The sequence below is a fragment of the Microbacterium sp. AG1240 genome (assembly GCF_003635115.1).
GTDB lineage: Bacteria > Actinomycetota > Actinomycetes > Actinomycetales > Microbacteriaceae > Microbacterium.
In genome coordinates, this window is record NZ_RBXJ01000001.1 from 715,452 (window position 1) to 728,249 (window position 12,798).

The 12,798-nt window shown below is 69.3% G+C and carries 13 protein-coding genes; 2 read left to right on the forward strand and 11 right to left on the reverse strand.

All coding sequences use genetic code 11. The features are described from left to right. Window positions 1-22 precede the first annotated feature (22 nt). The 11 genes from DEU34_RS03330 to DEU34_RS03380 all read right to left on the reverse strand — a co-directional run bounded on the left by DEU34_RS03330 (window position 23) and on the right by DEU34_RS03380 (window position 11,953). Window positions 23-1,072, reverse strand: a complete 1,050-nt coding sequence (locus tag DEU34_RS03330; protein ID WP_220659920.1) for an amidohydrolase family protein — start codon at window positions 1,070-1,072, stop codon at window positions 23-25. Beyond that, window positions 1,069-2,862, reverse strand: coding sequence for a thiamine pyrophosphate-requiring protein (locus DEU34_RS03335; protein ID WP_183042345.1), 1,794 nt, complete (start codon window positions 2,860-2,862; stop codon window positions 1,069-1,071). The genes DEU34_RS03330 and DEU34_RS03335 overlap by 4 nt, the downstream gene beginning before the upstream one ends. After that, window positions 2,859-4,343, reverse strand: coding sequence for an aldehyde dehydrogenase (locus DEU34_RS03340; protein ID WP_183042346.1), 1,485 nt, complete (start codon window positions 4,341-4,343; stop codon window positions 2,859-2,861). The genes DEU34_RS03335 and DEU34_RS03340 overlap by 4 nt, the downstream gene beginning before the upstream one ends. Window positions 4,344-4,378: 35 nt before the next feature. Beyond that, window positions 4,379-5,185 carry an ABC transporter ATP-binding protein gene (locus DEU34_RS03345; RefSeq protein WP_121148809.1) on the reverse strand — a complete coding sequence of 269 codons (807 nt, stop codon included), beginning with the start codon at window positions 5,183-5,185 and terminating at the stop codon, window positions 4,379-4,381. 8 nt (window positions 5,186-5,193) lie between these two features. Continuing rightward, a complete protein-coding gene (locus DEU34_RS03350) occupies window positions 5,194-6,024 on the reverse strand; it encodes an ABC transporter permease (protein ID WP_121148810.1) in 831 nt (276 codons plus the stop codon). Then, the gene (locus DEU34_RS03355) at window positions 6,021-6,833 is read right to left on the reverse strand and encodes an ABC transporter permease (protein ID WP_121148811.1); all 813 of its coding nucleotides are present in this window, start codon (window positions 6,831-6,833) and stop codon (window positions 6,021-6,023) included. Before DEU34_RS03355 ends, DEU34_RS03350 begins: the two co-directional genes overlap by 4 nt. 46 nt (window positions 6,834-6,879) lie before the next feature. Next, window positions 6,880-7,896: an ABC transporter substrate-binding protein gene (locus DEU34_RS03360; RefSeq protein ID WP_121148812.1), complete on the reverse strand. Its 1,017-nt coding sequence runs from the start codon at window positions 7,894-7,896 to the stop codon at window positions 6,880-6,882. After that, window positions 7,893-8,960: an amidohydrolase family protein gene (locus DEU34_RS03365; RefSeq protein ID WP_121148813.1), complete on the reverse strand. Its 1,068-nt coding sequence runs from the start codon at window positions 8,958-8,960 to the stop codon at window positions 7,893-7,895. The genes DEU34_RS03360 and DEU34_RS03365 overlap by 4 nt, the downstream gene beginning before the upstream one ends. Window positions 8,961-9,089: 129 nt before the next feature. Further along, a complete protein-coding gene (locus tag DEU34_RS03370; protein ID WP_147424000.1) occupies window positions 9,090-9,860 on the reverse strand; it encodes an IclR family transcriptional regulator in 771 nt (256 codons plus the stop codon). Between the two features lie 158 nt (window positions 9,861-10,018). Next, on the reverse strand, window positions 10,019-11,353 hold the full coding sequence (locus DEU34_RS03375) for a D-alanyl-D-alanine carboxypeptidase family protein (RefSeq protein WP_121148815.1): 1,335 nt from the start codon (window positions 11,351-11,353) through the stop codon (window positions 10,019-10,021). A gap of 99 nt (window positions 11,354-11,452) precedes the next feature. Further along, window positions 11,453-11,953, reverse strand: a complete 501-nt coding sequence (locus tag DEU34_RS03380) for a MarR family winged helix-turn-helix transcriptional regulator (RefSeq protein WP_121148816.1) — start codon at window positions 11,951-11,953, stop codon at window positions 11,453-11,455. Between the two features lie 103 nt (window positions 11,954-12,056). On the opposite strand from DEU34_RS03380, the gene DEU34_RS03385 reads away from it, so the two are divergent. Both DEU34_RS03385 and DEU34_RS03390 read left to right on the forward strand, forming a co-directional pair. Continuing rightward, window positions 12,057-12,410: a hypothetical protein gene (locus tag DEU34_RS03385; protein WP_121148817.1), complete on the forward strand. Its 354-nt coding sequence runs from the start codon at window positions 12,057-12,059 to the stop codon at window positions 12,408-12,410. Beyond that, window positions 12,410-12,745 carry a hypothetical protein gene (locus DEU34_RS03390; RefSeq protein WP_121148818.1) on the forward strand — a complete coding sequence of 112 codons (336 nt, stop codon included), beginning with the start codon at window positions 12,410-12,412 and terminating at the stop codon, window positions 12,743-12,745. The genes DEU34_RS03385 and DEU34_RS03390 overlap by 1 nt, the downstream gene beginning before the upstream one ends. Window positions 12,746-12,798 lie beyond the last annotated feature (53 nt).

Below are 12,798 nucleotides of genomic sequence, written 5' to 3' on the forward strand. Positions count from 1 at the left end.
TCGTGTTCATGCTGCGGACACGTCAGAAGTCGAGCGAGAACACCCTCCGGGCGGTCCGCTCGAAGAAGTTGGCCTTCTCGGCGTCGCTGATCGGCAGGGCCTCCTGCGCATCCACCTCCGCGGCGTCGTACTGGTAGGGGTAGTCCATCGCGTACATCACGCGGTCGGCGCCGATCACCTCGCGCGTGAACATGATCGCCGGTGCCCAGGGCATCCCCGACGTGGTCAACCAGATCTGGCTCGAGAAGTACGCCGACGGCGCTTGGCGGAGAGGCTTGATGCTCTCGTACCTCCCCGACGCGACCTGCTTGGCGTGCATGTGGTCGATCCGGTGCAGCCAGAACGGGAGCCCCTCGCCGAGGTGCCCGACGACCACGCGCAGACCGAGGTGCCGGTCGAGCACGCCCGAGGTGATGATGCGCAGCAGATGCAGGCCCGCACTCGCACCGAACCCGTGGACGGCGCCGTCCAGGCCCGCCTCGTGATAGGGCGCGATCATGCTGTCGGGCGGTGTGTTCGGGTGCAGGTAGAGCGGCACGTCCAGTGACTCCAGCTCGGAGAGGAGCGGCGCGAAGCGGGGATGGTCGATGTACGAGCCGCGGATGTGGTCGTTGAGGATCAGTCCCTTCAGGCCCAGCTCGGTCACGGCCCGCCTCAGCTCGGCCACCGCCGCATCCACGTCTTCGAACGAGACGGCTGCGAGCGCGGAGAACCGGGTCGGGTGCTCCCGGCTCAGTGCCGCGAGGCGGTCGTTGCTGAGACGGGCGATGTCGATGCCTTCCCGCGCGTCGAGCACCTGGGTGCCGGGGGCGGTGAGGGCGAGCACCTGGTGGTCGATCCCCGTGGCGTCCATGTCGGCGATCCGTTCTTCGGCCGCGCTCTGCAGCCGCGCCACGACCGCCTGCGGCTGCGGGTGCGTCGAGCCGAGGAAGTATCCCATCAGGCTCGAGAATCCGATGTCGTCGATCGTGCGCTCCGACAGATGCCGGCGGTAGAGGGCGATGAGCTCGCTCGGCGCCCAGGCCTCCTCGGTCGCGATGCGCAGGTGGGTTCGGCGGTTGTCGTCGGTCACGTCGTGTGCCCTTCTCCGAGCGACGCGGTGTCGGCGCCCGGTGTCGTGTTCTCGTGAGTCGTCGTCGGTTCGGATGCTTGGTCGGAGATCGCGTGCATGCGCACCGTCACGACCGCGGAGACGCCTTCCGCCGTCTTCGCAAGGCCTGTGCGCAGCGCCGCGTGGAGTTCCGAGAAATCGGTGACGAGCCCGCTCCAGGCGTCTCCGGCCGCCGCGGCGACACCGCCGAAGTCGGCGCTCTGCTGCAGGTTCACCCAAAGCCGATCGGTCCGGGCGGCTACTCCGTCCGGGTGCAGGCGCTCCAGATTGCGTTTGGTCGCGTTCCATCCGCCGTTGTCGAGCACGACGGTGAGGACCGGCAGACCGTAGTGACGGGCGATCCAGTAGGTCGACGAGGGTGCGCTGAAGAAGAAGGTGCCGTCTCCGACGATGCTCACGACCGTGCGATCGGGTGCGGCGAGCTTGACCCCGAGCGCTCCGCCCCCCGACCAGCCGAGCGACGTTCCGCGATTGCCGTACAGCGTTCCGGGCAGCTCGCGGGGCAGATGCTTCCACACGGCGGGCGCCGCGGAGATGGCTTCGTTGACGACGATCGCGTCGTCGTCGAGCAGGTCGTGGAGTGCGCGGGCGACGGTCGCGGCGGTGAGCCTCCGGGCGTCGCGGTCGGCGTCGGCCTCGTCGTCCCATGCTTGTCGCACGGCTCGGCCGAGATCGGCGCCGCGGGCGGCGCGGAGCGTTGCGGCGTCATCGGCAGCCGGCGGACAGCGATCGAGCAGCTGTCGCAGGACGAGTCCGCTGTCGGCCCCGACGAACCGCTCGGCGGGCACGTACCAGAGGGGGAGTGACACCTGCAGCGGATCTTCGTTGACCACGAACACCCGGGCGTCCGGCCGCGGGCGGCCGATCGCGTCGACCCAGGGCACGTCGGTGTCGATGGCGAGGATCACGTCGGCCTCGCGCAGGAGCCGGTGGGGATCGTCTCCGCCGTGGAGCGGATGCTGCCGGGGGAAGCTCAGCACCTCCGCGTTGTGTTCGACGACGACGATGCCGAGTCGCTCGGCCAGCTCGACCAGCGCGGCGACGGATGCGCGGTCGCGACCGAGGTAGGTCGTGATGATCACCGGGGCGGTCGCCGCGGCCAGCGCCGCGAAGATCTCATCCGCCGCATCCTCGGACGCGGGGTTCGCGGCGACGGGCGCCCACTTCGCCACGTCGATGGAAGCCGGCAGGGCGCGGTCGGCCAGCGCTTCGCGGGCGGCGGTCACGTACACCGGGCCCGCGGGGGCGCTGCGGGCGATCTGCAGCGCGCGGTGCATGATCTGGCCGGTGTTCGCCGCGGTGCGGATGTCGTAGCTCCACTTGACGTAGGGCCGCACGATCCCGTGCTGATCCGCCACGTCCTGCAGGTGGTTCACGAACGAGTTCCGGCTCCCGGGGAGCTCCCCCTCGAGGGTGTACGGGGTCAGCCCGGCGAAGACGAACACCGGCACGCGCGACCTCGCGGCGTTGTGCACGGCGCCGCCCAGGTTCGCCGTCCCGACGTCGGTGTGCACGAAAACCGCCTGCGGCTCACCGGTGACGAGCGCGTACCCGTGCGCCGCGCTCAGCGCGCTGTACTCGTGGGGGCACAGGATGACGACGGGCGTGTCGATCCCGTTCTCCCGGTCCTGCGCCAACGCCTCGATGATCGCGGGGTGGTCGCTGCCGAAGTTCGCGAACAGGTGCGTCACACCCGCGGCGCGCAGCGCATCGACGATGAGCGCGCCGGCGGTGCTCTCGTGCGGCGTCATGAGGCGGCCGAGCCGGGGATCGGCTGCACGTCGACGCTGTGGAACTGCAGATACTCGTCGATTCCGTGAGGGGACCCCTCCCACCCGATGCCGCTCTGCTTCCATCCGCCCATCGGGATCTCTCGCGTCCCGGTGTGCGAGAACATCGCGCTGTTGACGAACGTCACCCCGGCCTCGATCCGCCCCGCGACCGCCAGAGCGTGCTCGCGCGACGTCGACCAGACCGACGAGCACAAGCCGTACTCCGTGTCGTTCGCAAAGGCGATGGCCTGCTCCTCGGTGTCGCAGACGATCACGGGGAGGATCGGTCCGAACTGCTCCTCGCGCACGATCTCGTCGCCCTGCTGGGCGTCGAGCACGAGCGCGGGCAGGAGGAAGTTCCCCTGGTCCCATGTCGAGGGATCCAGCCGGGAGCCGAGCACGCGCACGTCGCGCCCCGCTGCGCGCGTGCGCTCGAGCAGCTCGCTCACCCGGGCGAACTGCCCCGGGTTGTTCACCGGCCCCATGTCCGACCGCTCGTCCTGGGCGTCTCCGACGGTCATCGCCGACACCCGGGCCACCAGCAGCCGTTCGAACTCCTCGGCGATCTCGCGCTGCACGTACACGCGCTTGGTGGCGAAGCACACCTGCCCGGCCCGTCTGTAGGCGGACTGCGCGATGCGTTCCGCGGCGAGCGGGAGATCGGCGTCGGCGAGCACGATCGCCGGGTCGTTGCCGCCCAGCTCGAAATGCACGGGAAGCAGCGAGTCCGCCGCCTGGCGCATGATGTGCCTCGCGGTGGCCCCGCCGCCGGTGAACGAGATCTTGCGCACGCGCCGGTCGTCGACGAGGGCGCGCACCACGGGGGCGTCGCCGTTGACGATGGCGATGACGCCTTCGGGGAGCTCTGCTGCGGCCAGGGTCGCGAGGAGCGAGACAGCCAGCGGGGCGAACGGTGACGGCTTGAGCACGACGGCGTTTCCCGCGGCGATCGCCGGGGCGAGCTTGTTGGCCGTGAGCAGCACGGGCGCGTTCCACGGCACGACGCACGCCACGACCCCGTAGGGGCGGCGTTCGACCCGCACGAACTCGTCGGTGCCAGGATCACCGATCGTCTTGGGCGCCACGGCGTCTTCGAGGTAGTCGGCCACGTCGCGGAAGGAGCCGGCGGATGCTGCGACCTCGCGCCGAATGGTCGAGACGATGCTGCCGTTCTCGCGCGTGGCGAGATCGATGAGCCGGTCGGCGTGGGCGTCGACGGCGTCGGCGATGCGGCGGAGCCGCTCGACGCGATCCGCAACCGTCGTCGCCGCCCATCCGGGTGCCGCCGCGGCTGCGGCGTCGACCGCCCGCGCGGCATCCTCCGCCGTCCCGTCTGCGACGACCCCCACGATGTCGGAGGCGCGCCCCGGGTTGCGCACCTCGAACGTCGCCGCCCCGTACGTCGCGATGCCACCGATCAGATGGCCCTGCACAGCATCCTGGGTCGTGGTGGTGTTCATGGTCGTCTCTTCCTCGCTCATCGTGGAACCCCGCATCACGAGCTCGCCGGCATGACGAGCGACAGCAGATGGCTGCGCAGATCGAGGAACTGCCGACTGGCCCGCGTGTCGACCTGGGAGCGCTCGGCCCCCAGCTTCACGTCGACGACCTCTCGCACCACGCTCGGGTTCTTCGAGAGCACGACGATGCGATCGCTGAGGTAGATCGCCTCGTCGATGTCGTGCGTCACGAGCACGACGGTGATGCCGAGTTCACGACGCACCTTGAGGATGAGGTCCTCCAGGTCGAACCTCGTCTGCGCGTCGACGGAGGCGAAGGGCTCGTCCATCAGCAGCAGCTCGGGCCGGTACGACAGCGCACGCGCGATGGCGACGCGCTGCTGCATGCCGCCCGAGAGCTCCCAGGGATACTTCTTCTCGACATGGCCGAGTCCGACGCTCTCGAGCGTCGCGGTCACGCGCGCCGCGCGCTCGGAGCGTGCGACACCGCGGGCCGCGAGCGGCAGCGCGATGTTCTCCCCGTTGGTGAACCAGGGGTAGAGAGACCTGCTGTAGTCCTGGAAGACCAGTCCGAGCTGCTCGGGCACCTCGGTCAGAGTGCGACCCTCGAAGCTCACGGCGCCTGAACTGGGGGAGGCGAGGCCGGAGATGCAACGCAGGAGCGTCGTCTTGCCGGCGCCGCTGGGACCGACGATGCAGACGAACTCGCCCTTGTCGACCTCGAACGACACCGAGTCGATCGCCATGTTGGCGTGGTCGGTGCCCTCGTCGTAGATCTTGCGGAGGTTGTCGACGGCGAGCACCGTCTCGGTGGCCGTGGGAAGCGCTGGTGCGATGGTCATGGTGCTCCTTAGGAAGAACCGAGCGCGCGCGACCGGTAGTACCAGCGCAGCGCACGCCGCTCGATGAAGACGAACAGGAAGTTGAGGCTCGTTCCGATCAACGCGAGCACGAGGATGCCGGTCCACATCTTCTTGATGGCGAACTCGGCCTGCGCCTGCAGGATGAAGAAGCCGATGCCGGAGTTGGCGGCGACCATCTCGCTGACGACCATCAGCACGATGCCCACGGTCAGGCTGGCGCGCAGCCCCGCGGCGATCTGCGGTCCGGCCCCCGGGAGCACGAGCCGGAAGTACGTGCGCCAGCCGCCGAGGCGAAGCGCCTTCGCGGTGTCGAGCTTGACGGTGTCGACGCCGCGCATGCCGTCGAGGGTGTTGAGCAGGGTGGGCCAGATCGACCCGAGTGCGATGAGGGCGACCTGGCGCGCGTCACCGATGCCGAAGATGGCGATCATCGCGGGCAGCAGCGCCGGCGCCGGCAGCACGTAGAGGAAGTAGATCAGCGGGTTCGCCGCCACCCGGAGGTACTTCAGGCGCCACATCAGAGACCCGCCGATGACACCCAGCAGGGTGCCGAACAGGTAGCCGATCAGGAGGTTCCGAAGGCTCACGACGGCGTTCGTCCACGCTCCGAAGACCACCCATTGGTTCCACGTGTCTGTGAGGATGGCGCTGAGCGGGGGGAAGAACGGCGATGTGGAGTTCGCGGTCGCGATCCACCACGCGGCGATCAGCAGCAGCGGGAGCCACACGGGGGTCAGGACCTGGCCCACCCGTCGCCATCCGTTGTTCGTGCGCCGCGGGCGCACCGTCGGTACGACGCTCGTGGTCATCCTGGTCATGCCGCACCCACCTTGTTCGACGCGCGGATGTTCCGCTGGGACTCGTGCCAGTGCATGACGCGTTTCTCGAGGAGGAAGAACGCGCCCGTCAGAGCGATGCCCAGCACCCCGGCCACGATGATGTAGGCGTACATGGTGGGGTAGGCGACCACGCCCGAGTTCTGGGCGAGCAGGATGTTCCTGCCGATGCCCGCCGCCCCGCCGACGATCTCCGCCACGACGCAGAGGATGAGCGCCTGCGCCGAGGCGATGCGCATACCGGTCACGAGGTACGGGGCGGCACTGGGGATGCTGATGGCGAGGAACCGTCGGGGTCCGCGGATCCCGAGCGCCTTCGCGGTGTCGAGCACGATCGGATCCATCGACCGCACCCCGTAGATGACCTGGATGAGGAAGGGCCAGAACGCCGCGAAGCACACGAGGAAGACCTTCATCGGGAGGGTCGACCCCGCCACCAGGATCACCAGCGGGAGGATCGCGATGGCGGGGATCGCCTTGAAGATCTCGATCACGGGCGCCGCGCTGCGCTGCGCGAATGCGTTGAAGGCGAGCGCCGTGCCGATGATCAGCCCCAGACCGATCGTGATCACCATGCCGATCACCCAGCCGATGAGCGTCGCGCCGATCGCCGGCCACACCCGCCCCGACGCGAACTCCGCCCTGAGGGCGGCCATCGTGCTCGACATCGTCGGGAACTGCGCGGGACTGACCACGCCCCCGACGGCGACGGCCTGCCAGAACAGCAGCACGATGCCGACGGTGACGACGGGCAGGGCCCAGTTCAGCCATGCGTGCAGGTTCCTGCGCATCTGCCTCTCCTCTCCTCGGTGCGTGATCGCCTACTGAGACCGCGGATCACTCGAGAGCGCCGGGCCAGACCACCGTGCTGACGTCCAGGGCCTCCAGCGCCGCCTGGGCCGACTGGTCGGTGCTGAACTTCACCAGGAGGTCGCGTGCGGTCTCGAACGCGGTCAGGTTGAGAGCCGGGTCACCGCCGATGTTCCAGCGGGCGCCCTCGGCCTGCTCGGCCGTGATGCCGAGGCCGTCGACGAGCGCGGCTTTCGCCGCATCCGGATCTTCCGTCGCGCCGAGCATGGACTCGGTCATCGCATCGGCGAAGGCGCGGACGGTGCGCGGGTTCTGGTCGATGAAGCCTTGCGACGTGTTGAACAGCGTCGTGGCCGTGTCGACGAAGAGCTCGCGGTTGTTGTATCCGAGCTCGACGCCGCCGGCGGCGAGGGCCTCGGCGGCGAAGGGCCACTGCATGATGGCGGCGTCGACGTCTCCGTTCTCGAGCGCCGCCGCCATCTGCCCGAACGGCAGCTGCACGAGCTCGATGCTCGACGTGTCGGCGCCCGCCCGGTCGGCGAGCTCCCACATCGTCAGGGTGTTGTGCGAGGAGAGCCCGATCGTGGCGACCCTCTTGCCCTCGAGGTCGGCGAAGTCGGTGATCCCGGAACCCGGCGCCGCGATCGTCAGCGTGCCGTCGTCATCGGGCTGGATCTGGCCCTCGATGGAGGTGATCGCCCGGATGGGGATGCCGTTCGCGTTGGCCGTCACCACGTGCACGACGGTGGCGAAGCCGACGTCGTAGGTGCCGCTCGCGAGGCCCGAGACGATCGCGGCGATGTCGGTCTGGGGCGTGATCTCCAGCTCGAGCCCGTGCTCGGCGAAGATGCCCTCCTGGATGCCGTAGTACAGCGGCGCGAACTGCGTCGACGGGTTGATCGCGACGGTCAGGGTCGCTTTCTCCGGGGCGCCCGACTCCTCGCCGGCCCCCGGCTGCGCCCCTGAGGAGCAGGCGACGAGGGATGCGGCGGCGATGAGCCCGATGGCGGCGGCGGCGAGCTTTCGTGCGGTGGGTCTGCTCATGAGGGAACCTTCGATCCGTAGGTGCGGGAGAGAGAAGCGTCGCCCAGTCGAAGAAGGGCGGTGACGTTGCCGTGATAGATGCGTTCGCGATCCGCGTCGTCGAGGATGTCCATGTCCCGCAGGTTCGCGATGGTGTCGCGGATGTACCCGGGGCCCTTCTCCGGGTCGAACGGGGTGTCGGAACCGAAGAGCGTGTGGTCGACTCCGAAGAACTTGATCGCGGTGCGCATCGAGTCGCCGGCACCGAAGTAGGCGGTGTCGACGTAGAACTTCTTGAAGTACTCGATGGGCCGGAGCGTCAGGGGGTAGCCCTCGATGTCGGCCGCCTGGTCGGCGGGCGTCCGGGCTCCGAGCTGGTCCCACCCCGGTCCGACCCGTCCGGCGAAGTGGGGGATCATCGCCCCGCCGTGGTGGATGAGGATCTTGATGTCGGGCAGCCGGTCGAAGACGCCGGAGAAGACCAGTCGCGACATGAAGGCCGACAGGTCGTACTCCCACCCGAGCGTCCACCAGATCTCGAACTTCGAGCGCTCCTCGGTCTTGTAGTCCGACCAGCTCGCGTCGCGGCAGGGGTGCACCTGGATCATCTTGTCGCCGCGCCGGGCGATCGCCTCGTAGAAGGGGAAGAAGCGTTCCTGGTCCATCGGACCGCCGTGCACGTGGGTGTAGATCTGCACGCCGACGGCCCCGAGTTCGTCGAAGGCACGCTCGGCCTCGGCGATCGCGTTGTCGACGTCGTCGAGTGCGACCGCCGCGCAGAACCCCTCAAAACGATCGGGGTTGTCGGCGACCAGCTCGGCCATCCCGTCATTGGCGATCCGGGCCAGCTCCGCCGTCCGCTCCCGCGGACCGAGATCGTCGAGCGGCGGGGCCGCGGTGTTGATGATCTGTCGGTAGTCGCTGCCGAACATGTCCATGACGCGGAAGCGCTCGTCCATGTCGAACAGGGCCGGCACTCCACTGACCCGTTTCTGGATGTTCCGAGCCACCGCGCTGTCGGAGATGGCGAACAACCGGTCGGCATAGGCGGCCGGTAGCACGTGGCAGAAGGCATCGATCTTCATCGAATCGGTCCTTTTCTTCCCCGTGCGTCGGTGCACCGGGATAGTCAGCGAGCTAAGCAACCTCCCCCGGGCAGGTAAAGGCGCAAGGCCGCCGGATTCCGTGATGCGGAATCGCCGGGTACGCGGGCGTCACCGCGTGAGGTCCGACCGGATACCGGCGGCGCATCCGCGCAGCGCGATGACCATCTCGCGCACGCGGCGGGCGGGCAGACGCGGGCTCGGGGCCGACATCGCCACCGCGGCGATCGTGGCGCCCCCGCGATCGCGCAGGGGGACGGCGACGGCGCTGAGTCCCGCCACGCTCTCCTCCTGATTCACCGCGTATCCGCGCATCAGGATCACGGCCAACTCGTCCAGCAGCTGCGTGAAGGTGCGGGTGTGCGGGGTGAAGCGCCGCAGACCCCGCGGGTAGAGCTCCCGCAGGGTCTCCTTCGGAAGCTCCGCGAGCAGCAGCTTCCCGCCCGACGTCGCGTAGGCCGGCAGGAGCGTTCCCGTCAGCACGTGCGTGCGCACCCGCTGGTCGGCTTCGAAGCCCGCGACGAACCTCACCGACGCCCCCTGCAGCACCAGCAGGTTCACGGTCTCGCCGAGTTGCGCGGTGAGGCGGGCGAGGTGCGGTTCGCTCACTTCTCGAAGATCGATGGCCCGGGTGCTCGAGAAGCCCAGCTCGATCAGCTCCGGTCCGACGCGATACGCGCGCGTGATGCGGTCCTGCGTCACGAACCCACGGTGCTCGAGGGTGCTCAGAATGCGGTGCGCCGTCGACGCCGCCACCCCGAGCCGGCGCGCGGCGTCGGTGACGCGCAGGTCGGGGGCCTCTCGCAGCAGAAGGAGCAACCGGAGTGCGTGATCGACGGCGCCGACGGGATGGCGCGGCCCGGGGGTGCGCTCTAACGTCATCGTCGTGCTCGTCTCATCGTCTGCGAGAGCCGGTCGGAGGTCCACGGTCGTCGGTGCTCGCGCGGTCAGGCCGTCGCCCACGAGGGCGGTGGCGTGCGGGTCGGAGGATGCTACCAGCCCACCCCGCGCGACGGTGCCCGGGTTCTCGCTCGGTGCGCTCAGCCGAGCTGGTCGGGGTGCGTCAGCCGCCACCACTCGCTCGGGGGGTCGATCTCGCCCTGGATCTTCACGGGTGCGGTGGCGGTCTGGGGTCCGGCGGTCCACGTGACGGTGCCCACGACCTCGCCGTCCTCGTAGGTGACGGGTGCCGTGGTGTCCATCGACACCGTGATCGGGGTGTCCGACCACGTGAAGATCGAGGCGTCCTCGGCGATGACCATGCGCGCCGACGATCCCCACGCCGTGGCGAGCGAGCCGACCTGCTGGCCGGCCGTGGCGACCGGTACGCTGTGGAACCCGCGGCGGAGGCTCTCGAGCGTTGCGACCACGCTCTCGTTGATCGCCGCGCTGGAGTAGCCGCCGAGGGCGACACCCGTGACGCTGAGCGGCGCGGCGGCCCCGACGTCGAGGCTCGCGGTGTACAGGAGGTTGTAGCTGCCCGCACCGAGGTTCCCCGTCTTGAGGCCGGTGATCCCGGCGGTTCCGAGCAGCCCGTTCGTGTTGCGGACGGTGCCCGCCCCGCCCAGAGTCATCGACGGGGTCGCCGCGATCCGGGCGACGACGGGGTTGGCCGCGGCGATCTTGCCGAGGGCGAGCAGGTCGGTGGGCGTGCTCGTGTTGCGTGGGTCGAGGCCGGTGGGTTCGACGAGGGTCGTGCTGTCGAGGCCGTTCGCGGCGAGCCACCGACGCGCGGCGCCGACGAAGGCGCCCTGCGACCCGAACGCCCAGGTCGACACGACCTCCGCGTAGTTGCTCGCGGAGGGGATGAGCATCGTCGCGAGGGCGTCGCGCAACGACATCTCACTGCCGGTCGGCATCGCGGCGATCGTCGCACCGCGAACGTAGTACTCGTCGTAGAGGTCGTTGTCCGCTGCGTCGAAGGTGAGCGTCGGCCCGACGTCGGTGCCGTCGAGGGGCCACGCGTCGAGAACGACGAGCGCGGTGACGAGCTTGCTGATGCTCGCCATCGGTCGGACCTCGTCCGTGCCGCTGGTCAACCACACCCCGCCGGTGTCGGGACCGAGGTACTCCTCGCCCCCCGTCACGCTGATGGCGGACGCGCCGTCGCGGAACAGCAGGACCGCGGCCGCCGGCCCGGCGGGCGCGGTCGGCGTCTGCGACGTCACCGTCGGCGAGGCCACCGGGGCGTTCAGCGCCCAGCCGACGTAGGCCGTCGGCGTGCCGAACACGATCAGGGCGACGATGAGCGCGGTGATCAGACCCCAACGCCGGCGCCGGCGTCGGCGCTGGGGATCGACGTCGTGCTCGGGGCCGGCCGGATCGCTGCTCCACAGCTCGTCGAGTCCTACCAGTCCGTCTGGCGACGTCGTCATCGCGGGCCCCCGTCCGTCATGCTGCTTCGATCATGCACCACCCCGGTGGCGAGAGGGAGGCGGGGATTCGTCGCCGGTGGTGAGCGGGGGAGGCTCGGGTCAGAGGGGCTCGGCCGAGACCTGATCGACGGCGTCGGTCATCCGCTCCAGGAAGGCGACGATCGCTTCGGCCTCGGGTTCGCCGACCTCGCGGGTCGCGCGCATCATCCGCTCGTGCATGTCGCCGAGAGTCGTCCGGACGGAGTCGTCGGCACTCTCCGTCGCCGCGATCGTCACACTCCGGCGGTCGGTGGGGTGCGGACGGCGAACGATGTAGCCCGAAGACTCCAGTCGGTCGAGCAGAGCTGTCGTGGAAGCGGTGGACACGCCTAAGTATTTCGCCACATCGGTCGGCGTCGTGGTGCCGCCCTGAGTTCCTCGCCGGATGATGAACCGCAGCGCCGCGAGTTCGTTCTCGCCCATCGACATCGCCGCGCGCGTACGCCGGCGCATCGCCACCTCGGCTGCCTGGTAGAGCCGAAGCGCCTGGAGGAGGCGTCGGCCGCGCGCCGCCTGCTCCTCGCTGGAGTACCAGAAGGCACTCGTGTCGTTCAGCGTCATGGAAACCATCCTCGAAATCGGCGTTTGCCTAATTGCTAGCCTAACTAGTAACGTAGCCAACGAGCAACAAGTACCGCTAGTTACCAAGGAAACGGGGTCAGTCATGGCGAAGCTTTATTACGGCAACAGCGCCGATCCGATCGAGATGCCCGACAGACTCCTGGCCCACGTCAAGGTCGTCCTGGCGACGAAGCTGCGTCGCAGTGAGAGCTTCACCCTGTCGTGGCAGCACCCTGACGACGCCCTCGGCGCACGATCCACCATCTGGATCCAGCCCTCCATCCCCCTGCGTTTCGTATTCTCCTCGGCCGAGCCCGAGGCGCTGGACCCCTCCTTCCTCAAAGAGCTCGCGAACGCCGCGAACTCGTCGGGCGGGCTGACCATCGACACGAGCATCGAGATCCCGACCGCTCAGATCGCCCCCGACCGGCCCCGCGCAGTTCTGCGGGCGGCCTGATGACGATCGTCGCTCCCTCCCTGCGCAGCTTCGCCGCGCTGCGGTGGTCGGAGGTCGAGCCGGGCTTCCACGTCGGCGAGCGCGATGGCGAATTCGTCGGGTACGTCGATACGAACGCCGACGGCACGTTCGTGGCTTTCGACGGCCACTCCACGGCGGTGGGCCGGTTCCGGTCGCTTGCCGATGCGAAGGCCTCGCTGCTGACGACCGATCATCCCGCCAATGTGCGTCGAGACCGGATGGTGCGCCGCATCATGCTGGGCGTCGCAACGGGCGTCGGATCGATCGCCGCCGGTCTCGCGCTCACCGCAGGAGTTCTCGCACCCTTCCTCTGATCCCCCCAGGTCGCGAAGCGCGAAGACCCGGTCACCCTCGCGAGGGCGGCCGG

Bases quoted from the DNA above. Each gene is read 5' to 3' on its own strand.
- DEU34_RS03370 (WP_147424000.1), bottom strand. From the start codon at position 9,860: ATGACGTTAGAGCGCACCCCCGGGCCGCGCCATCCCGTCGGCGCCGTC.
- DEU34_RS03355 (WP_121148811.1), bottom strand. From the start codon at position 6,833: ATGCGCAGGAACCTGCACGCATGGCTGAACTGGGCCCTGCCCGTCGTC.
- DEU34_RS03350 (WP_121148810.1), bottom strand. From the start codon at position 6,024: ATGACCAGGATGACCACGAGCGTCGTACCGACGGTGCGCCCGCGGCGC.
- DEU34_RS03365 (WP_121148813.1), bottom strand. From the start codon at position 8,960: ATGAAGATCGATGCCTTCTGCCACGTGCTACCGGCCGCCTATGCCGAC.
- DEU34_RS03340 (WP_183042346.1), bottom strand. From the start codon at position 4,343: ATGAACACCACCACGACCCAGGATGCTGTGCAGGGCCATCTGATCGGT.
- DEU34_RS03380 (WP_121148816.1), bottom strand. From the start codon at position 11,953: ATGACGCTGAACGACACGAGTGCCTTCTGGTACTCCAGCGAGGAGCAG.
- DEU34_RS03390 (WP_121148818.1), top strand. From the start codon at position 12,410: ATGACGATCGTCGCTCCCTCCCTGCGCAGCTTCGCCGCGCTGCGGTGG.
- DEU34_RS03345 (WP_121148809.1), bottom strand. From the start codon at position 5,185: ATGACCATCGCACCAGCGCTTCCCACGGCCACCGAGACGGTGCTCGCC.
- DEU34_RS03385 (WP_121148817.1), top strand. From the start codon at position 12,057: ATGGCGAAGCTTTATTACGGCAACAGCGCCGATCCGATCGAGATGCCC.
- DEU34_RS03360 (WP_121148812.1), bottom strand. From the start codon at position 7,896: ATGAGCAGACCCACCGCACGAAAGCTCGCCGCCGCCGCCATCGGGCTC.
- DEU34_RS03335 (WP_183042345.1), bottom strand. From the start codon at position 2,862: ATGACGCCGCACGAGAGCACCGCCGGCGCGCTCATCGTCGATGCGCTG.
- DEU34_RS03375 (WP_121148815.1), bottom strand. From the start codon at position 11,353: ATGACGACGTCGCCAGACGGACTGGTAGGACTCGACGAGCTGTGGAGC.